The organism is Pseudoalteromonas sp. SR44-2, assembly GCF_014163745.1.
Classification (GTDB): domain Bacteria; phylum Pseudomonadota; class Gammaproteobacteria; order Enterobacterales; family Alteromonadaceae; genus Pseudoalteromonas; species Pseudoalteromonas distincta.
On the sequence record NZ_JACJDW010000006.1, the window covers coordinates 129,848 to 154,205 of the forward strand.

The window sequence follows — 24,358 nt, forward strand, 5'->3', positions numbered from 1 at the left end:
ATGAGTACAGAATTACTGATCAATGTCACACCGAGCGAAAGTCGCGTTGCCCTAATAGAAAACGGTGTACTGCAAGAAATACAGCTAGAGCGAATCGGTAATCTAGGTATTGTAGGCAATATTTACTTAGGAAAAATAAGCCGTGTACTTCCGGGGATGCAGGCTGCTTTTGTTGATATCGGCCTTGAAAAGGCTGCATTTTTGCATGCATCCGATATTGTAAATAGTGCTTCTATTGTTGAAGGCGTAGACGACGTACCAATAAAAAAAGTACAAGATATTAGAGAGTTAGTTCGTCAAGGCCAATACATTATGGTGCAAGTGGTAAAAGATCCGCTAGGCACTAAAGGCGCAAGGCTCACCACTGATATAACTATCCCTTCTCGCTATTTAGTGTTTATGCCTGATGCGACCCATGTAGGGGTTAGTCAGCGTATAGAAACTGAAGAAGAGCGCTCACGTCTTAAAAAAATAGTCGCAGAATATGGCGATGAAAATGGCAGCTTTATTGTACGTACAGCAGCCGAAGGCGCTAGCGAAGCTGAATTACGACACGATGCCGGCTTTTTAAGAAAATTATGGGAAAAAATAACATCACGTCGTAGAAAAACGAGTAAAGCCAGTATCCTACACGAAGATTTAACGCTTGCCTTTAGAACCCTGCGTGACTACGTAGGCGAAGATATGGAGCGCATTCGCGTTGACTCTAAACTCAGCTATGAAGAACTAAAGTTATTTACTGAAGAGTTTGTTCCACAGCTTTCTCAAGTACTTGAATACTACCCAGGCGAGCGACCTATATTTGATTTGTTTGATGTTGAAAACGAAATTCAAAAAGCACTACATCGTAAAGTTACGCTAAAATCGGGTGGTTATATAATTATTGACCAAACAGAAGCAATGACGACTGTTGATGTTAATACTGGTGCATTTGTAGGGCATCGTAATTTAGAAGAAACAATTTTTAATACCAACGTAGAAGCAACTTCTGCAATTGCCCGCCAGCTTAGGTTGCGTAACTTAGGCGGTATTATCATTATCGACTTTATCGATATGGTAAGTGAGGATCATAAGCGCCGAGTATTACATTCACTTGAATCAGCCCTTGCAAAAGATCGCACTAAAATAAATATTAATGGGCTTTCAGCGCTTGGTCTTGTTGAAATGACGCGTAAACGGACACGCGAAAGCTTAGAGCATATTTTATGTGATGTATGCCCTGCATGTTCCGGTCGTGGTTCACAAAAAACAGTTGAAACGGTTTGCTACGAAATACTACGTGAAATAGTGCGTGTTAACCGAGCATACGCAGCGGACAAGTTTATGGTGTATGCAGCGCCTGCTGTAAGTGAGGCCCTACTAAACGATGAGTATCATAACCTTGCTGAGCTTGAACTATTTATTGGTAAGCAAGTCAATATTCAAACAGAGAGCTTATACAGCCAAGAACAGTTTGATGTGGTAATGATGTAATGAAAGCAAAAGCGGTCTGTTTTTTTTGTTTTAGAAAGTTATGGCAGACCTGCGCCATAATTTTGGTATTACTGGCCGTTATTGTTTCAATTTTAAAATATACCCTCCCGTATGCAAACGAATACAAAGGTGACATAGAAAGCTATTTACACGAAAAGTTTGAAATAAGCTTATCTATCGGCGAAATATCAGCTAGTTGGCAGGGCAGTGGTCCTGCATTAGTGCTAGAAAATTTATCGTTTAAAGATAACGAAACCGCACCAATATCACTCACCATTGCTAAAACCAGCTTAGAGCTAAACCTATGGGAAAGCTTAAAAGCACTGCAACTTAGATCTAATTATTTTGTTATTAATGGTTTTCATACCAGTGTAAATATCACCAACTTATTTAAAACCGGTGACAACGACGAAGTTTCTTTTGAGCAAAAAGAGCTAATTGAAGAACTGTTTTTGGGTAAAACGGGTCATTTTGCAATAGAAAATTCCAGTATTAACTTTATTTTAGAAGATGGTAAAGAACGTAAATTACTACTTCAAAACATTGTTTGGCAAAATGAAGATGAGCAGCACCTTGGTAGTGGAAGCCTGGCACTGCCGGGTATTTCGGTCGGAGACTTTGACGCGCGCATAGCACTTACCGGGGATACTCTAGAGCAGGTTGCGGGCGACATTTATGTGCAGGCTAATAAGGTCGATGTATCTAACTGGTTAGCGCAATATATAAATACGCAAAAACAACAACTGCATAGCGATATTAATTTACAAGCATGGCTAAAACTAGATAAAGGTTTTGTAAGCGATGTGAAAATGCAGTGGTTACCAAGCTTTGTACGCTGGCAGCGAGAAGAGCAAAGCCACCAAGTTAGTTTGAGTGAAGGTGGATTCCATCTATATCCAGAACAAAATAGCTGGCACTTAAAAAGCACCGGTTTAACATTTAATAGTAACGATAAAGCATGGCCAAGTTTAGAGTTTGAAGCCCAACTAGGGCTGCAAAATAAAGTGTGGCTGCATCAAGTTGATTTTGAATTACTGAGTAACCTAGCCGGGCTAAGTAATTTTAATGCACTTGAACCATTTTTAGAACGCCAACCTAGTGGGCAAATAGATCAAGCTTATTTAAGTTTTTCTAATGCACAGCAATGGCAATTATGGTTTGAGGCTAACAATATTGGCTGGCAAGAATTAAGATCTGTACCAGCAGCGCAAGGACTTAGAGTAAATGGTTTACTTACCCAAAGTAGTGGTCGAATAAATTTATTTGGTGAAAATGGCACATTAGTTACAGGCGAAAGCTTTAGTAACGACATAAATTATAATCAGCTAAATGTAGAGCTAGATTTAGCTAAGCGAGATGATGGCTGGCATATAAGTAGTGACAATATCTGGTTTGATAATGATGAAGTTACTCTTGCTGCAGAATTACAAATTAGTCTAACAGATGATCCTCGATTAGATCTTTACGCAGAAGCATTCGCTCCAGATGCCAATATTGCAGGCCATTACTTCCCATTAAAAGCGATGAGCCCTGAACTTGTTAGCTATTTAAATGGTGCAATTAAAGGCGGAGAAGTATCTAAAGCACAGGTCTTATTTGCAGGGCCCTTGTCTGGTTTCCCATTTACTGATGGTAGTGGTCAGTTTGATGTATTAGCACAAATAGACAATGCAACCTATGAGTTTGACCCTAGTTGGCCTGCGGTCACTAATGCTGATGTACAGCTACATTTTGCTAATGAGCGGATGGACATATATAGCCAGCAAGGCAAGTTGGTTAATTTAGATATTGGTAATAGTGTACAGGTGAGCATTGCAGATTTAATGAATGCTGATGAACTTATTGTGCAAATTGATAAAAAAGCAGAGATGGAAAAGTTACATGACTTTTTTGCAGCGACACCTATTGCCAAACCTCTTGCTGAAATTTTTAAAGTTGTACAGGGCAAAGGCGAAGCCGATGCCAGTATTGAGCTTTTAGTAGGCTCTAAGTTTAAAGGCGGAGCCAGTGTTAGCGGCAAAGTTAATTTAAATGACTTGCCAGTATTTATAGCAACGCCAGGTATTGAGCTTAAAAACTTAACTGGCGAGCTTAATTTTAAAAACGACAACATCACACTTAAAAATGCGACTGCGAAGTGGTTGGGCATGTCGCTAAATATTAATTACAGCAGCAAAAGTGATGCTAAAAATTACCAAGCAAACATAGATATAAACGCTAAAATTGACGCCGATACATTAATTGACAGTGGACAAGGTATATTAAAAAATTATTTAAGCGGGCAAAGCGATGTTGATATTGGTTTAGTACTTAATTTTACCGAACAAGGCTTTAATTACCGTGCACAGGTAAACTCAGAACTACTTGGCTTAACGAGTAACTTACCCGCACCTTATAATAAAAATAGCGAACAAATGTGGGCGCTTGATGCAGTAGTTCAAGGTGATGATATTTCTAATCTCATTACAGCAAACGCTAATCAACAGTTTTACTTTAATGCTATTTTAGAAAATGGAAAATCACAGTTTAGTAATGTCCATTTTGTGCTCGGAAAACAAGACTTAGGATTAAACCAAAAAGACTTAAGCGTAAATATAAATCTTGAGCAGAGTGAATTAGTGCCTTGGTTTGATCTGATAGATCAAATAATTAAAGCAGGTAAATCAAACCCAGATAAAAAATCAAAAGGGATTATGCCACCGCTTAATGAGGTGGTCGCAAATATAGGTATGCTTGATGCGAGTAACATCATCTTTAATGATTTTGAAATGCGTTTAGCACCATCAAAAGACGATTTATACCTAAAGCTAAATGCTAAAGAACTTAGAGCTGGGGTTTTTATTCCTACATCACAGCCTAGCCAGCCTATACGAATTAATGCCGATTACTTAAGGCTTAATTTTGCACAGCCTAGCGAGCAATTAATTGAAATAACAGATGTACTTCCTGAGGAAGACTTGAGCTGGCTTACTAAAATACCTGCCATTGAGTTTGAATGTAGTGACTGCAAAATTGATCGCTACCAGCTTGATAAAGTGAGTGCGTCATTATTAGGTGATGGCGAGCGCTTATCGATATCAGAACTTGTAATCGATAAAGGAGATCATGTACTGCGCACTAAAGGGCAGTGGCAAAATGGTTTAACAACGCTAAGTGGTGAGCTTAAAAGTGATGATATAGGCGCATTGTTTGGCGAGTTTGATATTACCTCTGCAATTAAAGATTCTAAAGCTGATCTAAATTATGATCTTACTTGGCAAGCAGCACCTTATGATTTTGATGTGAAAACTTTAAGTGGTGAGGTTACTTGGGATTTAGGGGAAGGTCACTTAACTGAAATAAGTGATGGTGGTGCACGCGTATTTTCGCTGTTGAGCCTTGATTCACTCGTACGCAAACTGAAACTTGATTTTAGAGATGTATTTTCAAAGGGCTTTTTTTATAACAGCATGCAAGGCTCTATGCAGTTAGAAAACGGTATCGCTTACACTAAAGATACTAAAATGGATGGTGTGCCTGCCGATTTAACTATTAAAGGCTACGCAAATTTAAATACGCTAGATATAGATTACGACCTTGCTGTAGCGCCACAAGTAACCTCAAGCATTCCGGTTATAGTGGCATGGATGGTTAATCCAGTAACAGGGCTTGCAGCGCTTGCACTTGATAAAGTTATTCATTCTGCGCGCGTCATCTCAGAGATCAATTTTAAAGTAACGGGTAAAATGAACGATCCTATTGTTCAAGAACTAGACAGAAAAAGTCGTGAAGTTACACTACCTCAAGCTGCGCAAAATCAGCCACAAGCATCAGTCGATTTAAAACTTAAAGATGCACAAGTAACAGTAACGCAATGAACAAAACAGCAAGCATAAGCACACCCACAATAGTTGCCCTACAAATGTGTTCAGGGCTAAACCCTGATGACAATATAGCAAGCTTAAAGCGCGCACTTAAAACTCTGCCAGCCACAAGGCCATTACTTGTTTGCTTGCCTGAGGCTTTTTTAGTGTTTAGTAAAACTGGTAACGATACGTTACGTGTTGCTAAGCAAGTTGAGCAATACAAATTACAACTTAGTGAATTGTGCCAACACCATAATATTTGGTTAAATGCAGGCACAATGCCTGAGCCATTTAACGAACATAAGTATTACGCAGCATCGCACTTATATAATAATCAAGGCGAGCTGGTTGCAACGTATAACAAAATACATTTATTTGATGTAACCGTAGATGATAAAACAGGTAGCTATCGAGAGTCAGATTTTACCCAAGCAGGTCGCGATGTAGTGGTTGTTGATTCTCCCTTTGGTAAAATTGGTTTAACAGTATGTTATGATCTGCGCTTTAGTGGCTTATTTAACGAACTAGTACGCCAAGGCGCCGATATTATTTTAGTACCCAGTGCTTTTACAGTCGTCACAGGGCAAGCGCATTGGCAACCACTATTAGCAGCTCGCGCAATAGAAACACAATGTTATGTAGTTGCAGCAGCTCAGTACGGTACACATGAAAATGGCCGACAAACATATGGCCACAGTATTATTATTTCGCCTTGGGGCAATACCCTGAGTGAATTGCCAACAGGCACCGGTTTTATAAGCTGCAACGCAGATTTAGACCAATTACAAAAAATTAGACGAGATATGCCCGTGCAATCTCATCAACGATTTAGAGAGCATTTATTATGAATTCGGTTGAAGAGCATTTACTACAAGACAGCCAGCTAAATAGAGAAGAGCTCGAAAAAACGCTCGCTTACATACATCAGCATAAAGTGGATTACGCCGATTTATATTTTCAATCAAGCCACCACGAATCATGGGTGCTTGAAGACGGCTTAGTTAAAGAAGGCTCTTATAACGTTGAACGTGGCGTTGGTGTACGTGCTGTAAGCGGCGAAAAAACAGGTTTTTCTTACTCTGATGCAATAAATCTTGAAGCACTTAATAAAGCGGCTACAGCGGCTCGTAGTATCGCAGATGCTGGCGAAGATAGAGCGATTAAAGTATTTAGTGATGTTAAAGCTAAAGAGCAGTTTGCACCGCACCAGCCAATTTCGAGTATGAGTGATACCGACAAGGTGAGCTTATTACGCGAACTTGAAAACTATATTCGTGAGCTAGCACCCGATGCAGAGCAAGTAATTAGTTCAATGTCAGCGGTTTACGAAGAAGTATTAATCGCAGCAAGTGATGGTACGTTTGCCACCGATATTCGCCCGCTTATTCGTTTAAACTGCTCAGTACTGCTTGAAAAAAATGGTCGCCGTGAACGCGGTGGCGCAGGTGGTGGTGCACGTTTAGATTATGGTTACTTTAAAGAGCTTGTTGATGGTAAACCACGTTGGATGGAATTTGCAGAAGAAGCGGTACGCCAAGCTAAAGTAAATCTTGAGGCTATTGATGCACCTGCAGGCACGATGGAAGTGGTACTTGGTAATGGTTGGCCTGGCGTGCTTTTACACGAAGCGGTAGGGCACGGACTTGAAGGCGACTTTAACCGCAAAGGCGCGTCTGCGTTTAGTGGTAAAGTGGGCCAAAAAGTAGCATCTGAGCTGTGTACTGTTGTTGATGATGGCACCATGGCTGATCGCCGTGGGTCACTTAATGTTGATGATGAAGGCACACCAGCCGCTTACAACGTACTTATCGAAAACGGTATTTTAAAAGGCTATATGCAAGATAAGCTAAACGCGCGTTTAATGGGTGTAAATCCTACCGGAAACGCACGTCGTGAGTCTTACGCACATTTACCAATGCCTCGCATGACTAATACCTACATGTTAGGTGGTGAGCACAGCCAAGCCGATATTATCAGTAGTGTTAAAAAAGGGGTATTCGCGCCTAACTTTGGCGGCGGGCAAGTTGATATAACCTCAGGTAAGTTTGTATTTAGCGCATCAGAAGCGTATTTAATCGAAAACGGTAAAATTACCCAACCAATTAAAGGCGCAACGCTTATTGGTAATGGACCAGAAGTAATGCAGCAAATATCTATGGTTGGTAACGACTTAGCACTTGATAAAGGTGTTGGTGTTTGTGGTAAAAATGGTCAAAGCGTACCGGTAGGCGTAGGCCAACCAAGCCTTAAAATTGATCAGTTAACGGTCGGTGGTACAGCTTAAATATTACTCAAGCGCGAAGTGAATTCGCACCTACGTGCTTGATGTTTATTGTAGGTGAGGTTTTATACCTCGCTTTTTAAATATAGGCTCAGAAATAGAGCGCGAAATAAATTCGCACCTACGATTTGTATTTTTACTTTGTGTAGGCGAGGTTTATGCCTCTCCTTCACCTTCTTTATTTTTTTCAGCCTCTTTGTACCATAACGCAAAAAAGCACTCTGTTAATTTGTGCTCTATCTCAAGCGCTTTTTCTGTCGGGCAAAACAAGGTAAAGCTTGCTTTAAATTCACCTAAATCGGTTGTACCAAAGTGAATTACTGGTTCTGGGCCAGATATTTTTGCATCAAGTTTACGCTCAATCATCGAATTATAACGGCTTGCTACTTCTTGAAACTCTTCGCAGTATAGCTTAGCTTGCTCAGTAAGTGTGTCGTGAATAGGGTACGGGTTAAAGCTCTCTCTTCGGACAATAATAAAATGATGTGTAACAAAGCGTTTTACAAAGTTTAAGTTTTTAATAGAGCTGGTAATCAGCTTATTATTAGGTATGTATATGGTTTTTCTAGAAAATTGATAAGTATGTATATCAATTTCATGCATGGTTGTTTTTATCCAATCCGTTTCAGCTACTTCACCAAAGTAATCACCTACTTGTATCCAATCACCCACTCTAAACGGGCGAGTTGTTACGAGGTAAAAAAAGCCTATTACACACTGAATAAACTCACGCGTTGCAAGTACAATCGCCACGGCAAAAGCAGCAATAGAAAGTGCAAAGTTTTGAATTTCAGTAGACCACACAAATAGCAGCGATATCATCATTACAAAATTAACAAAGTGCTTAATATTGTGTGCGATGTAACGGATGTCTTTTTCTTTTTTTTCTGCGCGACTTTTAGCAAGCTTATCAACAAGCACTTTTAGTACAAATGCAATTGTGATCATTACAATTGAAAGAAGAAACGGATGCAGCAATATATCTTTAGTCATGGTATCCAATTAAATGTGAGTTGATAAAAACAGGCTCAGTATATTGATTTATTAAACCAATTAGCAAATTTAGTGTAAAAAAGTAACCAATAAAAAATGTAGCTACGTTATTGAGTTACTTGATCAGTGCAATGCTTGTGATTTTTAGCCATTCTTTTTCGGCATATGAGTACAAGCTCAATGGCTGAAATAAAAATCAAAGTATAGCCAAGCGTTTCTATACCTTCTTCAACAATGTTTTTTACCGCACGTACATAGTCATTACCCATTACTGAATGCCAAAATGCGCCTTTGCCCATCATTCGCGAAAATGCGAGTAAAGTAACCATGCCTGATAAGCAAATTCCATAACTAGGAGTGAAGCTATAGGCTTTTAAAGCGTTAAAAATACTTCCTCTGTTTGTTATTAAATAAACAAACACGCCAGCTAAAATTGAATAGACGATACTTTGCCAAGCGCCATCAAAAAAGTATAAGTCGAGGTAGGTATCAAACTCTCTCACAAACATCATTGCCGATAACGCAGCTAGTAATACAGCCGGTATTTTGAGTTGAAAGTTAATTCGCGAAGCGTAAAAAAATAAAATACAGCTTAAAAAAGTTAAAACATCTTGCATATGTTCGGTAAGAGTTTCTTCACTGTAAAGTGCATCCTGTTTTAATTCAAACCCTTCAAGTTGAATTAAATGAGCAACACCCGCTAGGCATAATAAATAAATAAAAGATCGCAGTAAAAACATAACTAACCAAGAGAAACTATAAATGCGCGGGATTCTAATCGTTAAAATGCTTTAAAGCCAAAACAAAATTTAAACTTTTAACCTTTTTTTCGGTCTAAAATTTTTGCTGTTAAAATAATGGCTTAGTTGTTTTTTTAATGTTGAATGGATGTTTTTAATGTGACGTTTTAAGTGGTTTATTGTGCAAAATATAACAAGCATTAAAAAGCCCTTACTAATTACTTAACAAGGGCTTTTTATAATTGAGCGCTTAGAGTTTAGCGCCTAGCGCATAGTAACAAACTCTTCAGAACCTGTTGGGTGAATCGCAACAACGGCATCAAAATCAGCTTTAGTAGCGCCCATTTTCATGGCAACTGCAAAACCTTGAATCATTTCATCAACCGCAAAACCAATACCATGTAGGCCAACTACTTTTTCGTCTGGGCCGGCACATACAAGCTTCATTTTACAAGGCTGGCGATGTTTAGTTACCGCTGTGTACATAGCCGTAAAGCCAGATTGGTAAATCTTAACGTTTTCTTCGCCATATTGAGAAATAGCTTCTTGTTCAGTAAGGCCAATAGTACCAATTGGTGGGTGACTAAATACAACAGTAGGAACTAGGCTGTAATCCATTTTTAAATCATCAGGTAGTTCTTTATTAAATAAACGCTCTGATAAAGTACGCCCTGCTTTCACTGCTACAGGCGTAAGTTCAATACCGTTTTCGATAATATCGCCAACCGCGTATACATTTTTAGCTGTGGTATTTTGAAACTCATCAACTTTAACAAAACCATCGCTGTTAACTTCTACGCCGGCAGCGGCAACATTAATTGCATCTGTTGTTGGCTGGCGGCCAATGGCCCAAATTACTTGGTCAACGTTATGAGTTTTGCCATTATCTAAATGTAGCGTTACAGAGCCATCATCTTCTTTAACTAATTTATGAGGTACAGATTCTGTATGAAGAGTAGGGCCTTCAGCAGCCATAACATCAACAAGTGTTTCAACTATGTATGGGTCAAAGTTACGAAGTGGAGAATGCTTACGAACAAATAAATGTGTTTCAGTACCTAAACCATGTAATACACCAGCAAGCTCAACGGCTATGTAGCCTGCGCCTATTACTGCAACGCGTTTAGGTTGCTCTTTTAATTCAAAAAAGCCATTTGAATCGATACCGTGTTCAGCACCTTCAATATGCGGAATGCTTGGGCGTCCACCTACTGCAATTAATATATGATCGGCTGTGTAGTGCTCGCCGTTTACTTCAACTGTTTTATTATCTACAAATTTAGCAAAGCCTTTAATTACAGTAACGCCATTGCTAGCAAGGCCACTGTCGTAACCTTTATGAATTCGACCTATGTAGGCTTCACGGCTTTCTACTAACTTGCTCCAATCAAAGCCTTTAACTTCAACATTAAAGCCGTAATCTGGGGCATATAAATTAATTGCTTCAGCAACCTGAGCACCGTGCCACATTACTTTTTTAGGTACGCAGCCCACGTTTACACACGTGCCGCCCATGTGTTTTGCTTCTATAAGTGCTACTTTAGCGCCACGCATTGCCGCTCTATTTGCAGAGGCAATACCACCACTGCCACCACCGATTGCAATATAATCAAAGTGTTGTGTCATTTTATGTCCTTAGGCGTTGAGTTTTATGCGCATTAGCATAACATTAAGTTTTAAAAATAAAGAGTGTTTAGGTGACCTATGTTTAGTAAAAAAACATTCGAATTTCTTGCTCAGCTTGATCAAAACAATAATAGAGACTGGTTTAACGACCATAAATCACAGTATGAGGAATACGTAAGAGAGCCCGCTTTAGATTTCATTAGGCAAATGCAAGCACCACTTGCTGAGGTTTCTAGCCATTTTGTCGCATCAGATAAAAAAGTCGGCGGTAGTTTAATGAGAATCCATAAAGACGCGCGTTTTAGTAAAGATAAAACCCCATATAAAATTAATGTAGGGATTCAATTTCGCCATTTTATGGGAAAAGACGTACACGCCCCTGGTTTTTATTTTCACTTAGCAAATGACGAATGTTTTGTAGGTGCTGGTATTTGGCGACCAGAATCAAAGGCGCTTAATGCAATTAGAACCTGCATAGACGAAAACCCAAATAGCTATAAAAAAGCAATTTATGATGAGCAATTTAAATCTATTTTTGAAATGTCAGGAGAGTCGCTAAAACGCCCACCAAGGGGTTTTGAAAAAGAGCATCCCTTAATAGATGAGCTCAAGCGAAAAGACTTTATAGCCATTAGCTCGCTTACTCAAAAACAAGTATGTAGCAATAATTTAGTTGATACGGTGTTAGAACGTTATAAAGTGGCCGACTCATTAATGGGTTATTTGTGTTTTGCTTTAGAGCAACCTTATTAAAATTAAACAACTTAGAAGCGGCTGAGTTGTTTTTTTACTTTTAGACCCAATTTAAAACGTAATGCATTAACGCAAAGAGAGTATTTATGAGCAACCCACTAATTGGCCTTGAAGGCTTACCACCATTTTCAAAAATAAAGCCTGAGTACATAGTACCAGCACTAAAAGACGGTATTGAGCTTTGTCGTAAAGCCATTGATGACGTGCTAGCGAAAGGCTCGTACACGTGGGATGACTTAGTATTACCCCTTGAAGAAGCGGACGACAAATTATCGCGTATGTTCTCCCCTGTATCGCATTTAAATTCAGTAATGAATAACGACGAATTACGTGAAGCTTACGAGCAGTGCTTACCGTTAATATCTGAATATTCAACATTCGTAGGTCAACACCAAGGTTTATACAACGCGTATAATACGCTTTATAACAGCGACGAATTTAAAACGCTGACTACAGCACAGCAAAAAACAATTACTAATGCGCTTCGTGACTTTAAATTATCGGGTATTGCATTAGCACCGAAGCAGCAAAAACGCTACGGCGAAATTAGCGCGCGTTTATCAGAACTTGCCTCAAAATTTGGCAACAACGTAATGGATGCCACACTTGCTTGGCACAAACATATTACTGATAAAAGCGACTTAGCTGGCTTGCCAGAATCGGCTCTTGCACTTGCAGCCGATACGGCAAAAAGTAAAGAGTTAGACGGTTGGGTATTTACCCTTGATTTCCCATCGTATTTACCAATTATGACTTATGCAGATAACCGCGAACTCCGCAGAGAAACTTACACCGCGTTTTCTACGCGCGCGTCAGATCAGGGCCCTAACGCTGGTGAATTTGATAACTCTGGTATTATGAGCGAGGAGCTTGCGCTTCGCCATGAACTTGCACAGTTACTAGGATTTAACAGCTACGCTGAAAAATCACTGGCAACTAAAATGGCCGAAACACCGGCGCAAGTATTCTCGTTTTTAGAAGACCTAGCGGCTAAATCAAAACCACAAGCAGAGCAAGAAGTGGCCGAGCTAAAAGCGTATGCTGAGCAAAAACACGGTATTTCTGAATTACAGGCATGGGATTTTGGTTACTACAGCGAAAAACTTAAGCAAGAAAAGTACGCTATTTCAGATGAAGTACTACGTCCTTACTTCCCAGCAAATAAAGTATTAAGTGGCTTATTCGAAACCGTTAACCGCTTATTTGGTATCAACGTAAAAGAAGTTACTGACTTTGATACTTATCACAAAGATGTACGTTTTTTTGAAATTGTAGATAGTAGCAATACTCTACGCGGACGTTTTTATCTCGATTTATATGCACGCGACCGTAAACGCGGCGGGGCGTGGATGGACGACTGTATGGGTCGTAAAGTACGTGCTAACGGCGAACTACAAACTCCAGTGGCTTATTTAGTGTGTAATTTTAATAAAGCGGTTGGCGATAAACCTGCATTATTTACTCATGACGAGGTGACAACCTTATTCCACGAGTTTGGTCATGGTATTCACCATATGCTTACACAAGTTGATGCTGCTCCTGTTGCGGGTATTAATGGTGTAGCGTGGGATGCGGTAGAGCTTCCTAGTCAGTTTTTAGAAAACTGGTGTTATGAAGAAGAAGCATTGAGCTTTATTTCAGGCCATTATGAAACGGGCGAGCCGTTACCTAAAGAGCTACTTGATAAGCTACTAGCGGCTAAAAACTATAACTCAGGCATGCAAATGCTACGTCAAATTGAGTTCTCGTTATTCGACTTTAAAATCCACAATGATTATAAAGCGGGTGAAGAGTGTCAAATTCAAGCCGTACTAAACGACGTGCGCAGCCGCACCTCAGTCGTTAATCCACCTGAATTTAACCGTTTTCAGCATGGCTTTAGCCACATTTTTGCAGGCGGTTACAGCGCTGGTTATTACTCATATAAATGGGCTGAAGTTCTCTCTGCTGATGCTTATTCTAAATTTGAAGAAGAAGGTATTTTTAACCCGCAAACCGGTCAATCCTTCATGCAAAATATTTTAGAAAAAGGCGGCAGTGAAGAGCCAATGGAATTATTTAAAAAGTTCCGTGGTCGTGAGCCTAACGTTGACGCGTTATTACGCCACAGCGGTATTGCAGCTTAAAAAGCTAATATTTAGCACAAACCAAATTAAAGCGCCTAAATGGCGCTTTTTTATTGTTTGTAAATTATTATCTAATAATTTTTAGTAATTTCATCCTACCGTACTATGCTTTTAGCACACCTATTAAAATGGATTAAGGCATGGCAAAGTTGGTATTGGCAATTGATGACGACAAGTATGTTCATCATATAATTGAAGAGTCTTTAGCAGGGTTTTGTAAAATAATTCATGCAAAAGATGGCGATGAAGGATTAAGGCTAACCAATAAATATAACCCTGATATTATTTTACTCGATATTGAAATGCCAGGTATGTCAGGCTATGACGTGTGTAAAACGATAAAGCACAGTGAAAGCACTCAAGATATTCCCGTTATGTTTCTCTCATCTAAAATAGAGCTAAGCGATCGTGTAAAAGGTTATAGCGTTGGCGCATCTGATTACATTACAAAACCTTTTAATGCAGAAGAGTTAATAGCGCGAATAAAGGTACTTTACGAATATAGGCAAAAATGCACAAAACTAAAACTGGATATAGCAAAAGCGAATAAAACAGCGGAAATAGCGATGACAGAGTCGGGCGATATGGGCCGTATAATGCGCTACGTTGGACAAAGTTATCATGCTAATAACTTTCAATCGTTGAGTGAACACTTTTTTACCTTTTTTGCTCCTTTAAATTTAGATGTTGTGGTCGTGTTTTGGTATCAAGGAACAGGTGTTTTTTACAGCCAGCAAAGCGGTGTTTGCCCGTTAGAGCAAGAGCTGCTGGAGCAACACAGACAAGCTCAACGATTTGTTGATATTGGTAGTAGTACTATAATTAATTACCCCAAAGTATCCCTTTTAATAAAAAATATGCCAGTTGATAACGATGCTTTGTACGGGCGCTATAAAGATCTGTTCCCGCATATATTAGAAGTAACTAACGAGAAGGTTATTACCATGGAAAGAAGCGAAAGCAGTTATGAGCAGGCAGCTCAAATAAGTACAGCCCTTCAAGATATTGTTAAGCAGTTAACTACACAAAATATAGAGCAAAACAAAAGTACTAAAGTGTTTATAGAGCAGCTACATGAGCTGGACTGCGCTATTAAGCTACAACAAACACAAGCAAATCCTGCCGATCTCACCTTATATATATCTCAATTAGATCAAACAATGCAGTTATTTGTATCGGCTAATAGCGATTTAGCCTTTATCAAATATCAGCTAAAACAAGTTGCCGAAAGCCGCAATGAACTTATATCTAATTTACGCACTAAAGCGGAAGCCGCAAATGTCAATACGAATCATCACAGTGATATAGAGCTATTTTAGTGCTTTAAAGTAAAGCGGTTGATATACTACAGGCGTATTTTATCGTCGGAGTTTATTGTGGTTATTCAGTGTGCTTTTAAAGAGTTACGTCCTTATTTAAATGAATTAGAAACACGCTTTGGTTTAGCCCAATGGGCGCAAAATTGCAGTGGCTTTAGCTTACATTATGACGATAAAGGGTTAAGCCTATTTAAAACCGACGAGCCTAAACTAGGTGCAATTAATGTTGATTTTGTAACCGGTGCTGCTGCCCATAGGCGTAAGTTTGGCGGTGGTAAAGGGCAAGCAATTGCCAAAGCAGTTGGCTTAAATAAAGGTGCAACGCCTGTTGTGCTTGATGCTACCGCAGGCCTTGGGCGAGACGGCTTTGTACTTGCCTCGCTAGGGTGCAAAGTCATATTACATGAACGTCATCCGGTTGTTGCAGCCCTTTTATACGATGGGTTAAAGCGAGCCTATAGCGATATTGAAATTGGTGTGTGGATGAAAGAAAACATGAGCCTAATATTTGGCTCAAGCCATACCTTGCTCTCTCAGTGCGAAAGCATGCCCGATGTTGTTTATTTAGATCCTATGTTTCCGCATCGCGAAAAATCAGCATTAGTTAAAAAAGAAATGCGCGTATTTCAAGAGCTAGTTGGTGCAGACAACGACGCAGACGACCTACTTGATTTTGCCTATCCACTTGCCAGTAAGCGTGTCGTTGTAAAACGCCCCGATTATGCGCCATTCTTAAACGAAAAAACCCCAAGTATGCAAATTAAAACCAAAAAGAACCGTTTTGATGTTTATGTAAAGGCGGCAATGGTTTAAACATCAAAACAAATTGGTGGTATAGATATATACTATGATTTCAGCGACATTTGATTTCAGCGACAATTTACCCATGTAAGAATCGTTATATTGGCTTGGATCTTAGGATCTAGCCTTTTGAATCTAGGATCTTATTACATTTTCATGTTAGAATTTGCGCAATTTTTTGGCATAGCAAAGTAGCACAGTAATGATCTTAGATGATATTCGCATTGTTTTAGTTAACACGTCACATTCGGGCAATATTGGTTCGGCGGCTCGCGCCATGAAAACCATGGGTTTATCAAAGCTTTATTTAGTTGATCCTGCTTGTGAAATAGACAGCCAAGCAAGTGCTTTAGCTGCAGGCGCAACTGATGTTTTAGGCAATGCAGTTATTGTAGGTACTGTTGAAGAAGCTATCGCTGACTGTACATTAACAATTGGCACAAGTGCGCGTTCTCGTACGCTTTCGTGGCCAATGGTTGAACCACGTGAATGTGGTGAAAAACTCGTTGCTGAAGCTGTAAATGGTCCTGTAGCGCTAGTATTTGGTCGTGAAAACAGCGGCTTAACTAATGAAGAATTACAGCTTTGTAATTACCACGTATGTATTCCTGCTAATCCAGAGTACAGCTCGCTTAATTTAGCTATGGCCGTACAAACACTTAGTTACGAAACACGTATGGCATTTTTAAATCAACAACCTAAAAAGGTTGAAGAAGACGATGCTGTTTACCCAAGCTCAAAACAAACAGAGCTGTTCTATGAGCACCTTGAAGAGACGCTTTTCAAAACAGGCTTTATTATCAAACAGCACCCTGGTTTAGTTATGACTAAATTACGTCGTTTATTTAACCGAGCTCACCCAGAAGATGCCGAAATGAATATTTTACGCGGTATTCTCACCTCAATTAATAAGTCTATCCCTAAGTAACTTAGGTATAGCTATTAGTTATAAAAACCAATGGGTAAATAACTAGCTAATACTTGACTAAAATACTCAGGTAATTACAATGGCTGTAATACTTGACCAAAGAGGTCAAGTATTGAAAGTTTGTTAACTCTACAATTTAAAAAGTAAGAGTTTATAAATCAAATTTTTATCAAGTGATAATACTTGACTAATTTACTCTGGTAATTAAAATTTGCACTCTTTTGTGCAGGGGGCGTTATGAAGTTAACATCAAAAGGCAGATATGCCGTTACAGCTATGCTGGATGTTGCACTACACACAGGTGTAGGTCCTGTAGCCCTTGCTGATATTTCACAAAGACAAGAAATTTCTTTGTCTTACCTTGAACAATTATTTGCTCGTTTACGTAAAAATGGCCTAGTAAGTTCTGTTCGTGGACCTGGTGGTGGTTATTTACTAGGACGTGAAGCGGGCGTTATCTCTGTTGGCGATATTATTAGCGCCGTAGACGAATCGGTCGATGCAACACGTTGCCAAGGTGCCGATACCGGCTGTCAGAGTGGTATGCGTTGTTTAACACATAATTTGTGGTCAGACTTAAGCGCACGCATAGAAGAATTTTTGAATAATATTACCCTTGCTGAATTGGTGGAAAAATCAGATGTGAAAGAAATAGCATCGCGCCAAGATAACAGTATCAATAATGCAATTAAGCAGTTGGAAAACATTCAAGTAAGCTGTCAACTTTAAGGTTGACCTGCAGCGGAGAGAGAAATGAAGTTACCGATTTATTTAGATTACGCAGCGACCACGCCTGTTGATGAACGTGTTGCTAAAGAAATGATGCAGTGCCTGACAATGGACGGTAAGTTTGGTAATCCTGCGTCACGCTCACACCGTTTTGGTTGGCAAGCAGAAGAAGCTGTTGACCAAGCGCGTACAGATATTGCTGATTTAATTAATGCAGACCCACGTGAAATTGTTTTCACATCGGGTGCAACAGAATCAAATAACCTTGCTATTAAAGGTGCAGCACAGTTTTACAAGAAAAAAGGTAAGCACGTTATTACCGCTAAAACTGAGCATAAAGCTGTAATCGACACATGTCGTGAGCTTGAGCGCCAAGGTTTTGAAGTAACTTACATGGACGTTGAAGAAAACGGCCTACTTGATTTACAAAAACTTGCCGACACAATGCGTGACGACACAGTACTTGTAAGCATCATGCACGTTAATAACGAGCTAGGTGTAATTCAAGATATCGCGACTATTGGCGAAATGTGTCGCGAACGTAAAATTATGTTCCACGTAGATGCAGCGCAAAGCGCGGGCAAAGTATTAATCGACGTGCAACAGCTTAAAGTTGATTTTATGTCGTTCTCTGCACATAAAGTGTATGGCCCTAAAGGTATTGGTGCACTTTACGTTCGTCGTAAACCACGCGCTCGCCTTGAAGCGCAAATGCACGGTGGCGGACATGAACGCGGTATGCGCTCTGGTACACTAGCAACTCACCAATTAGTGGGTATGGGTACTGCGTTTAAAATTGCTAAGCAAGATTTCGAAAAAGATCACGCACACATCAGCGCCTTACGTAATCGTTTAATCGACGGCATTATGGCTGATATGGACGAAGTATACTTTAACGGCACACAAGACCAATCAGTACCGGGTATTGTAAACATCAGCTTTAACTTTGTTGAAGGTGAGTCGTTACTTATGGCAGTAAAAGACATTGCAGTATCGTCAGGTTCAGCCTGTACATCTGCAAGCTTAGAGCCTTCTTATGTATTACGTGCACTTGGCCGTAACGACGAATTAGCACATAGCTCAATTCGTTTTAGTATTGGTCGCTTTACTACCGAAGAAGAGATTGATTATACCGTCGAATTAATGAAAAACTCTATCGGTCGCCTACGTGAGATGTCTCCACTTTGGGAGATGCATCAAGAAGGTATTGATTTAGATTCAGTTGAATGGGCTCACCACTAATAGTGTGAGCACATACCCTAGCAGGTAATGAGGATAGAATAATGGCTTATAGTGATAAAGTAATCGACCACGTAGAAAACCCACGTAACGTAGGTACTCTAGATAAGAACGATCCGTCAGTGGCAACGGGTATGGTAGGCGCACCAGCATGTGGTGACGTAATGAAACTGCAAATTAAAGTATCTGCCACTGGCGTTATTGAAGATGCAAAATTCAAAACCTACGGTTGTGGTAGCGCAATTGCTTCATCTTCACTTGTAACAGAGTGGGTTAAAGGCAAAACGCTAGACGAAGCAGCGACAATTAAAAACACTGATATCAGTGCAGAGCTTGAGTTGCCACCAGTGAAAATTCACTGTTCAATTTTAGCCGAAGACGCAATTCAAGCAGCAATTGCAGACTACAAAAGCAAACAAGCGAAGTAAGAAGAGAAACTCATGGCAGTGACATTGACAGATGCGGCAGCAAACCGCGTACAATCATTTTTAGCAAACCGCGGTAAAGGTTTAGGCCTGCGCGTTGGCATTAAAACGACGGGCTGTTCAGGTCTTGCTTATGTACTTGAGTTTGTTGACGATTTAAACGAAGACGATGAAACTTTTGCGGCTAAAGGTGTTACATTAATTGTTGACGCTAAAAGCTTAGTTTACATTGACGGCACAGAGCTCGACTACACTAAAGAAGGCTTAAATGAAGGGTTTAAATTTAATAACCCGAATCAAGCAGATGAGTGTGGTTGTGGCGAAAGCTTTACCGTTTAAGCTTTAAATATCTTTGTAGTATAAATAAGCCCTGCCAGTTAATGTAGGGCTTTGTTATATCTGAATATTATTGGTTGAAGTTATGCGTTACTTTGAATTATTTGCAGTCCCCGTTGATTACAATATTGATTTAGCAACGGTTAACAAGCACTACTTGGAATTACAGCGTACTGTACATCCCGATCGCCACGCGAATGCGAGCAGCCGCGATAAGTTAATGGCTGTGCAAAGCACTGCCGAAATTAACGATGCGCTACAAACATTAAAGCACCCAGTAAAACGTGCTGAATATATGTTGAGCGAGCTAGGCGTTGATATTCGTGCAGAGCAGCAAACTTTGCAAGATCCAATGTTTTTAATGCAGCAAATGGAACTTCGCGAAGAACTTGAAGAGCTAACATCAGCTAGCGATCCTGATACCGCCATTGCAAATTTTGAAAAACAAATTAAGCAATTAAACGCGCAATACAGTGCACAACTTGCTGAGCAATTAGCAAGTAATGATGAGCAGCAATATCAACTTGCCGCAGATAATATTCGTAAACTGAAGTTTGTTTATAAGTTACGTGAAGAACTAGAGCGTATCGAAGACAGTTTATTTGACGATTAATTACTTGCTGCAAAGCGAGCAACACGAGTTTAAAGAGCATTATGGCATTATTGCAAATTGCTGAGCCGGGGCAAAGCGCGGCACCACACGAACATAAACTAGCAATTGGTATTGACCTTGGTACAACTAATTCATTAGTTGCAACAGTGCAAAGCGGCGAAGCCCGCACGTTAACTGATGATCTTGGCGCGGCTATGTTACCGTCGGTTGTTCGTTATCAAGCAGGCGGTATTACTGTTGGCGCAGAAGCTGCACAAGCAGCAACGCAAGACCCTGCTAACACACTTATTTCGGTTAAGCGTTTTTTAGGTAAAACTCAGGCAGAAATAGAGCAAAGTTATGGGCAACTACCGTATGAATTTTGTGAGCACAATGGTGCGCTAGCAATAGAAACTGCGGCAGGTAAAATTAGTCCAATTAAAGCATCAAGCCATATTTTAGCTGCATTAAAAGCACGAGCTGAGCAAAGTTTTGGCAACCAAGAAATTTTAGGGGCTGTAATCACAGTACCAGCGTACTTTGATGACGCACAGCGCCAAAGTACTAAAGATGCCGCAGAGCTTGCTGGTATTAACGTACTACGTTTATTAAATGAACCAACAGCAGCAGCAGTCGCTTATGGTTTAGACTCTGGCCAAGAAGGTATTATTGCTGTTTATGATTTAGGCGGTGGTACGTTTGATATATCAGTACTTAGATTACACCAAGGTGTGTTTGAAGTAATGGCAACCGGTGGCGACTCTAGCCTCGGCGGCGATGACTTTGATTCGCTCCTTGTTGATTACTTTAAGCAGCAAACAGGTGTGTCAGCATTATCACCTTCAGTTTTACGTTTATTTATCAATAAAGCAAAAGCGTGTAAAGAAGCATTAAGCCAATACGCTAAAGTAAACGTGGGCCTTGAGTTTGACGATCAAAAATACACCGTTGAAGTAACGCGCGAAACGTTTGATGAAATGGCTATGCCACTAATTAAAAAAACGCTGCGCTCGTGTCGTCGTGCTGTAAAAGATGCTGGCATTGAAAATGAAGAAGTGCTGCAAGTTATTATGGTAGGCGGTTCAACCCGTATGCCATTGGTACGTAGCCAAGTACAAAGCTTTTTTGATAAAGAGCCGCTAACTTCAATCGATCCTGATCGTGTTGTAGCCTTAGGTGCCGCGCTTCAAGCCGACGTGTTAATTGGCAATAAGCCCGATTCTGACATGTTATTGCTTGATGTATTACCGTTATCGCTAGGCCTTGAAACGATGGGTGGTTTGGTTGAAAAAATCATTCCGCGTAATACAACGATTCCGGTAGCACGCGCACAAGAATTTACAACGTTTAAAGACGGTCAAACAGCCATGTCATTACATGTGCTGCAAGGTGAGCGTGAGCTTGTTGATGATTGTCGACCGCTTGCTAAGTTTAGCTTAAAAGGTATTCCACCAATGGCGGCAGGCGCTGCGCATATTCGTGTAACCTTTAAAGTTGATGCTGATGGCCTATTAAGTGTTTCAGCTATGGAAAAATCAACAGGTGTACAAGCTGAGATTCAAGTTAAGCCTTCGTTTGGTTTATCTGATGACCAAGTAGCTAACATGCTAAAAGAGTCGATGAGCAACGCTAAAGGCGACATGCAAGCGCGTATGCTTAAAGAGCAACAAGTAGAAGCGTTGCGCGTAATAGAAGCGCTTAACGCATCACTTGAAGCCGATGGTGCATTACTTGACGATATGCAACTAGCTAACTTACGCGCTGAAATTGCAGAACTGGTAAAAGTGCGCGAAAATGCACAAGAGCCTGGCGAAATTAAAGCAGCTATCGAAAAAGTCGATAATGCGAGTAGCGACTTTGCATCGCGTAGAATGGATGCATCAATTAAAAAGGCCCTTACAGGGCAGTCAGTAGACAACATTTAAGAGAGATTAGAATGCCACAAATTGTTTTTCTTCCACATCCTGAATTATGTCCTGACGGCGCTGCAATTGAAGCTCCTACAGGTCAAACGGTACTCGACGCTGCGCTTAAAAATGGTATTAGCATTGCGCATGCTTGTGAAAAGTCTTGTGCATGTACTACGTGTCACTTAGTGATTCGTGAAGGATTTGACTCACTTGAAGAAAGTGATGAGCTAGAAGACGACATGCTAGATAAAGCATGGGGCTTAGAGCCTGAGTCACGCCTTGGTTGCCAAGCAATTATAAGAGATGAAGACCTAGTGGTTGAAATACCTAAGTACAATCTCAATATCGTTAATGAAGAGCACTAGTTTTTAACGATGTATATATTAAAAGCCGCTGTTTGATACAGCGGCTTTTTTGTTTGTGAATTGTAGGCGTGACAAGCAAAGCTCGTAAGTTATTTTGCAGGCAAGCAAAGCTTGCTGGCGTTATGTGTTTTAACTCTAGGTTATAAATATAGAAGCTGCGCTTCTCACGTGAGCAAAGATCCTAAAATGTTAGCCTTGGCTCTATGCCACGCATTAAAAGCTAACACCTGAAAACGTAATTTTGGAGGTTTATTTTGAGTAATCTTATTTTTTCTGACTCATTTATTAACGGCGAATTTTATAAAACCGATACGCGCTTTAGTGTTAACGATCCCGCTACCGAAAAAAGTATTGTTGAAGTAAGTGATATTGACGAGCAGGGTGTAAATAGCGCAATAAACGCAGCTCAAGGGGCTTTTGTTAAGTTAAAAACGACAAATGCCACTGAGCGAAGCGAAACCTTGATGCGCTGGTATGAGCTAGTAATAAAACACAAGCAAACACTTGCAGAGCTAATGACCAAAGAGCAAGGCAAGCCACTCAAAGAATCTCTTGGTGAGATTGATTACGGTGCAGGTTTTATCAAATGGTTTGCAGAAGAAGCCAAACGTAGTTACGGAGATGTAATTCCGCCAACAGATGACTCGCATCGTTTAACTAGCTTTAAGCAGCCTGTCGGTGTTGTAGCTGGTATAACGCCGTGGAACTTTCCTATTGCTATGGTTACTCGTAAAGTAGCGCCAGCTTACGCTGCGGGCTGTAGCTTTATACTTAAACCTTCTGAACACACGCCACTTTGTGCTATCGCACTTGCTTACTTAGCTGATCAAGCCGGTTTTGTTAAAGGTGCATTTAATGTACTGGTTTCTCAAGATGCCAAAACAGTAGGTAAAATGCTGACTGACTCAGAAGTCGTGCGTAAGTTTACATTTACCGGTTCTACCGGTGTTGGTAAGCAGTTGCTATCGCAATGTGCTGACACAATTAAACGCACCTCGATGGAGCTTGGCGGTAATGCACCTTTTGTTATTTTTGATAATGCCGACTTAGATGAAGCTGTTGAAGGGCTAATGGCGGCTAAATTTAGAAACAGTGGGCAGGCATGTGTTGCTGCAAACCGTATTTTTATACAGCGTAATATTCTCGACAAAGTACTGTCAAAAATCACGCCTAAGGTTGCAGCGTTAAAAGTGGCAAATGGTTTTGAAGACGATGTTGATATTGGTCCGCTTATTTACCCTAAAGCCAAAGAGAAAGTACAGCAGTTAGTACAAGACGCACTCGATAAGGGCGCGACGCTGATTGGCGATAATAGTGACTTAGGTGGCAGTTTTCAAAATCCATTAATAGTAAACAACGTAACTACAGACATGGATATTTACCACGAAGAGGTATTTGGTCCGGTATTGACGGTTATTCCTTTTGATGAAGAAAGTGAAGTGCTTGCGCTTGCTAACGATGTACCATTTGGCCTAGCAGCCTATTTTTACAGCCAAAATATTAAGCAAATTTACCGAGTTAGTGAAGGGCTTGAATTTGGTATGGTCGGCGTTAATGAAGGTGTTATATCAAACCCAGTAGCGCCATTTGGTGGTGTTAAGCAATCTGGTTTAGGCCGAGAAGGCGGTCATCAAGGGCTTGATGAGTACTTAGAAGAAAAGTACGTGTGTATTAAAATATAACGCCCGTTAAGTTTATGAGCGCGAATTTACTTCGCGCTTTTTTATGACGTTAATATGGCAGATATATGAACTTTATCTTTTACTGTTGCTACACAGAGCACTAAATGCTACCTTTGGAGCCATATTTTTTGTTAATAAAACAACATAAAAAAACAAATAAAAAGTAAAAGGATTTCTATAAGTAGAAATAACCCC

Annotated in this window: 20 protein-coding genes; 17 read left to right on the forward strand and 3 right to left on the reverse strand. The window is 40.1% G+C overall.

The features are described from left to right. Genes rng through tldD form a run of 4 tightly spaced genes read left to right on the forward strand, consistent with a single transcriptional unit; the run spans nt 1 to nt 7,602 of the window. On the forward strand, nt 1-1,473 hold the full coding sequence (rng, locus tag H5115_RS05615) for a ribonuclease G (RefSeq protein WP_182754097.1): 1,473 nt from the start codon (nt 1-3) through the stop codon (nt 1,471-1,473). Beyond that, entirely contained in the window at nt 1,473-5,330 is a 3,858-nt protein-coding gene (locus H5115_RS05620; protein WP_182754099.1) for a YhdP family protein, read from the forward strand. Before rng ends, H5115_RS05620 begins: the two co-directional genes overlap by 1 nt. Continuing rightward, complete coding sequence (locus H5115_RS05625; RefSeq protein WP_182754101.1) at nt 5,327-6,166, forward strand: carbon-nitrogen hydrolase family protein; 840 nt, start codon at nt 5,327-5,329, stop codon at nt 6,164-6,166. Before H5115_RS05620 ends, H5115_RS05625 begins: the two co-directional genes overlap by 4 nt. Further along, complete coding sequence (gene tldD, locus H5115_RS05630) at nt 6,163-7,602, forward strand: metalloprotease TldD (RefSeq protein ID WP_182754103.1); 1,440 nt, start codon at nt 6,163-6,165, stop codon at nt 7,600-7,602. Before H5115_RS05625 ends, tldD begins: the two co-directional genes overlap by 4 nt. 153 nt (nt 7,603-7,755) lie before the next feature. On the opposite strand, the gene H5115_RS05635 is transcribed toward tldD, so the two are convergent. The 3 genes from H5115_RS05635 to gorA all read right to left on the reverse strand — a co-directional run bounded on the left by H5115_RS05635 (nt 7,756) and on the right by gorA (nt 10,958). After that, nucleotides 7,756-8,592, reverse strand: a complete 837-nt coding sequence (locus H5115_RS05635; RefSeq protein ID WP_182671027.1) for a mechanosensitive ion channel family protein — start codon at nt 8,590-8,592, stop codon at nt 7,756-7,758. Nucleotides 8,593-8,699: 107 nt separating this feature from the next. Then, entirely contained in the window at nt 8,700-9,332 is a 633-nt protein-coding gene (locus H5115_RS05640; RefSeq protein WP_182754105.1) for a hypothetical protein, read from the reverse strand. 264 nt (nt 9,333-9,596) lie between these two features. Beyond that, a complete protein-coding gene (gene gorA / locus H5115_RS05645; protein WP_039485720.1) occupies nt 9,597-10,958 on the reverse strand; it encodes a glutathione-disulfide reductase in 1,362 nt (453 codons plus the stop codon). A 78-nt stretch (nt 10,959-11,036) separates the two neighbouring features. Between gorA and H5115_RS05650 the strand changes: the two genes are divergently transcribed. The 13 genes from H5115_RS05650 to H5115_RS05710 all read left to right on the forward strand — a co-directional run bounded on the left by H5115_RS05650 (nt 11,037) and on the right by H5115_RS05710 (nt 24,163). Then, nucleotides 11,037-11,711 (forward strand): DUF2461 domain-containing protein, encoded by a 675-nt coding sequence (locus H5115_RS05650; protein WP_182754107.1) that lies wholly within the window; start codon nt 11,037-11,039, stop codon nt 11,709-11,711. A gap of 86 nt (nt 11,712-11,797) precedes the next feature. Beyond that, complete coding sequence (prlC, locus tag H5115_RS05655) at nt 11,798-13,837, forward strand: oligopeptidase A (RefSeq protein ID WP_182754109.1); 2,040 nt, start codon at nt 11,798-11,800, stop codon at nt 13,835-13,837. A gap of 140 nt (nt 13,838-13,977) precedes the next feature. Then, nucleotides 13,978-15,156, forward strand: coding sequence for a response regulator transcription factor (locus H5115_RS05660; protein WP_182754112.1), 1,179 nt, complete (start codon nt 13,978-13,980; stop codon nt 15,154-15,156). 57 nt (nt 15,157-15,213) lie between these two features. Further along, nucleotides 15,214-15,969, forward strand: coding sequence for a class I SAM-dependent methyltransferase (locus tag H5115_RS05665; protein ID WP_182671023.1), 756 nt, complete (start codon nt 15,214-15,216; stop codon nt 15,967-15,969). 190 nt (nt 15,970-16,159) lie between these two features. Then, on the forward strand, nt 16,160-16,885 hold the full coding sequence (gene trmJ, locus H5115_RS05670; protein WP_002958423.1) for a tRNA (cytosine(32)/uridine(32)-2'-O)-methyltransferase TrmJ: 726 nt from the start codon (nt 16,160-16,162) through the stop codon (nt 16,883-16,885). 237 nt (nt 16,886-17,122) lie between these two features. Further along, complete coding sequence (iscR, locus tag H5115_RS05675; RefSeq protein WP_002958424.1) at nt 17,123-17,614, forward strand: Fe-S cluster assembly transcriptional regulator IscR; 492 nt, start codon at nt 17,123-17,125, stop codon at nt 17,612-17,614. Nucleotides 17,615-17,638: 24 nt separating this feature from the next. Continuing rightward, nucleotides 17,639-18,856, forward strand: coding sequence for an IscS subfamily cysteine desulfurase (locus H5115_RS05680; protein WP_182720558.1), 1,218 nt, complete (start codon nt 17,639-17,641; stop codon nt 18,854-18,856). A gap of 41 nt (nt 18,857-18,897) precedes the next feature. Then, nucleotides 18,898-19,281, forward strand: a complete 384-nt coding sequence (iscU, locus tag H5115_RS05685; protein WP_002958426.1) for a Fe-S cluster assembly scaffold IscU — start codon at nt 18,898-18,900, stop codon at nt 19,279-19,281. Between the two features lie 12 nt (nt 19,282-19,293). Further along, a complete protein-coding gene (gene iscA / locus H5115_RS05690) occupies nt 19,294-19,617 on the forward strand; it encodes an iron-sulfur cluster assembly protein IscA (RefSeq protein WP_002958427.1) in 324 nt (107 codons plus the stop codon). An 82-nt stretch (nt 19,618-19,699) separates the two neighbouring features. Next, nucleotides 19,700-20,227, forward strand: a complete 528-nt coding sequence (gene hscB / locus H5115_RS05695; RefSeq protein WP_002958428.1) for a co-chaperone HscB — start codon at nt 19,700-19,702, stop codon at nt 20,225-20,227. A 41-nt stretch (nt 20,228-20,268) separates the two neighbouring features. Beyond that, nucleotides 20,269-22,131 carry a Fe-S protein assembly chaperone HscA gene (gene hscA, locus H5115_RS05700; RefSeq protein ID WP_182754115.1) on the forward strand — a complete coding sequence of 621 codons (1,863 nt, stop codon included), beginning with the start codon at nt 20,269-20,271 and terminating at the stop codon, nt 22,129-22,131. Nucleotides 22,132-22,142: 11 nt separating this feature from the next. Continuing rightward, entirely contained in the window at nt 22,143-22,481 is a 339-nt protein-coding gene (gene fdx / locus H5115_RS05705; RefSeq protein WP_002958430.1) for an ISC system 2Fe-2S type ferredoxin, read from the forward strand. A gap of 254 nt (nt 22,482-22,735) precedes the next feature. Then, nucleotides 22,736-24,163, forward strand: a complete 1,428-nt coding sequence (locus H5115_RS05710; RefSeq protein WP_182682494.1) for an NAD-dependent succinate-semialdehyde dehydrogenase — start codon at nt 22,736-22,738, stop codon at nt 24,161-24,163. Nucleotides 24,164-24,358 lie beyond the last annotated feature (195 nt).

Excerpts from the sequence above, each read along its gene's own strand:
- rng (WP_182754097.1), top strand. The coding sequence starts at position 1 with ATGAGTACAGAATTACTGATCAATGTCACACCGAGCGAAAGTCGCGTT.
- H5115_RS05620 (WP_182754099.1), top strand. The coding sequence starts at position 1,473 with ATGAAAGCAAAAGCGGTCTGTTTTTTTTGTTTTAGAAAGTTATGGCAG.
- H5115_RS05625 (WP_182754101.1), top strand. The coding sequence starts at position 5,327 with ATGAACAAAACAGCAAGCATAAGCACACCCACAATAGTTGCCCTACAA.
- tldD (WP_182754103.1), top strand. The coding sequence starts at position 6,163 with ATGAATTCGGTTGAAGAGCATTTACTACAAGACAGCCAGCTAAATAGA.
- H5115_RS05635 (WP_182671027.1), bottom strand. The coding sequence starts at position 8,592 with ATGACTAAAGATATATTGCTGCATCCGTTTCTTCTTTCAATTGTAATG.
- H5115_RS05640 (WP_182754105.1), bottom strand. The coding sequence starts at position 9,332 with ATGTTTTTACTGCGATCTTTTATTTATTTATTATGCCTAGCGGGTGTT.
- gorA (WP_039485720.1), bottom strand. The coding sequence starts at position 10,958 with ATGACACAACACTTTGATTATATTGCAATCGGTGGTGGCAGTGGTGGT.
- H5115_RS05650 (WP_182754107.1), top strand. The coding sequence starts at position 11,037 with ATGTTTAGTAAAAAAACATTCGAATTTCTTGCTCAGCTTGATCAAAAC.
- prlC (WP_182754109.1), top strand. The coding sequence starts at position 11,798 with ATGAGCAACCCACTAATTGGCCTTGAAGGCTTACCACCATTTTCAAAA.
- H5115_RS05660 (WP_182754112.1), top strand. The coding sequence starts at position 13,978 with ATGGCAAAGTTGGTATTGGCAATTGATGACGACAAGTATGTTCATCAT.
- trmJ (WP_002958423.1), top strand. The coding sequence starts at position 16,160 with ATGATCTTAGATGATATTCGCATTGTTTTAGTTAACACGTCACATTCG.
- iscR (WP_002958424.1), top strand. The coding sequence starts at position 17,123 with ATGAAGTTAACATCAAAAGGCAGATATGCCGTTACAGCTATGCTGGAT.
- H5115_RS05680 (WP_182720558.1), top strand. The coding sequence starts at position 17,639 with ATGAAGTTACCGATTTATTTAGATTACGCAGCGACCACGCCTGTTGAT.
- iscU (WP_002958426.1), top strand. The coding sequence starts at position 18,898 with ATGGCTTATAGTGATAAAGTAATCGACCACGTAGAAAACCCACGTAAC.
- iscA (WP_002958427.1), top strand. The coding sequence starts at position 19,294 with ATGGCAGTGACATTGACAGATGCGGCAGCAAACCGCGTACAATCATTT.
- hscB (WP_002958428.1), top strand. The coding sequence starts at position 19,700 with ATGCGTTACTTTGAATTATTTGCAGTCCCCGTTGATTACAATATTGAT.
- hscA (WP_182754115.1), top strand. The coding sequence starts at position 20,269 with ATGGCATTATTGCAAATTGCTGAGCCGGGGCAAAGCGCGGCACCACAC.
- fdx (WP_002958430.1), top strand. The coding sequence starts at position 22,143 with ATGCCACAAATTGTTTTTCTTCCACATCCTGAATTATGTCCTGACGGC.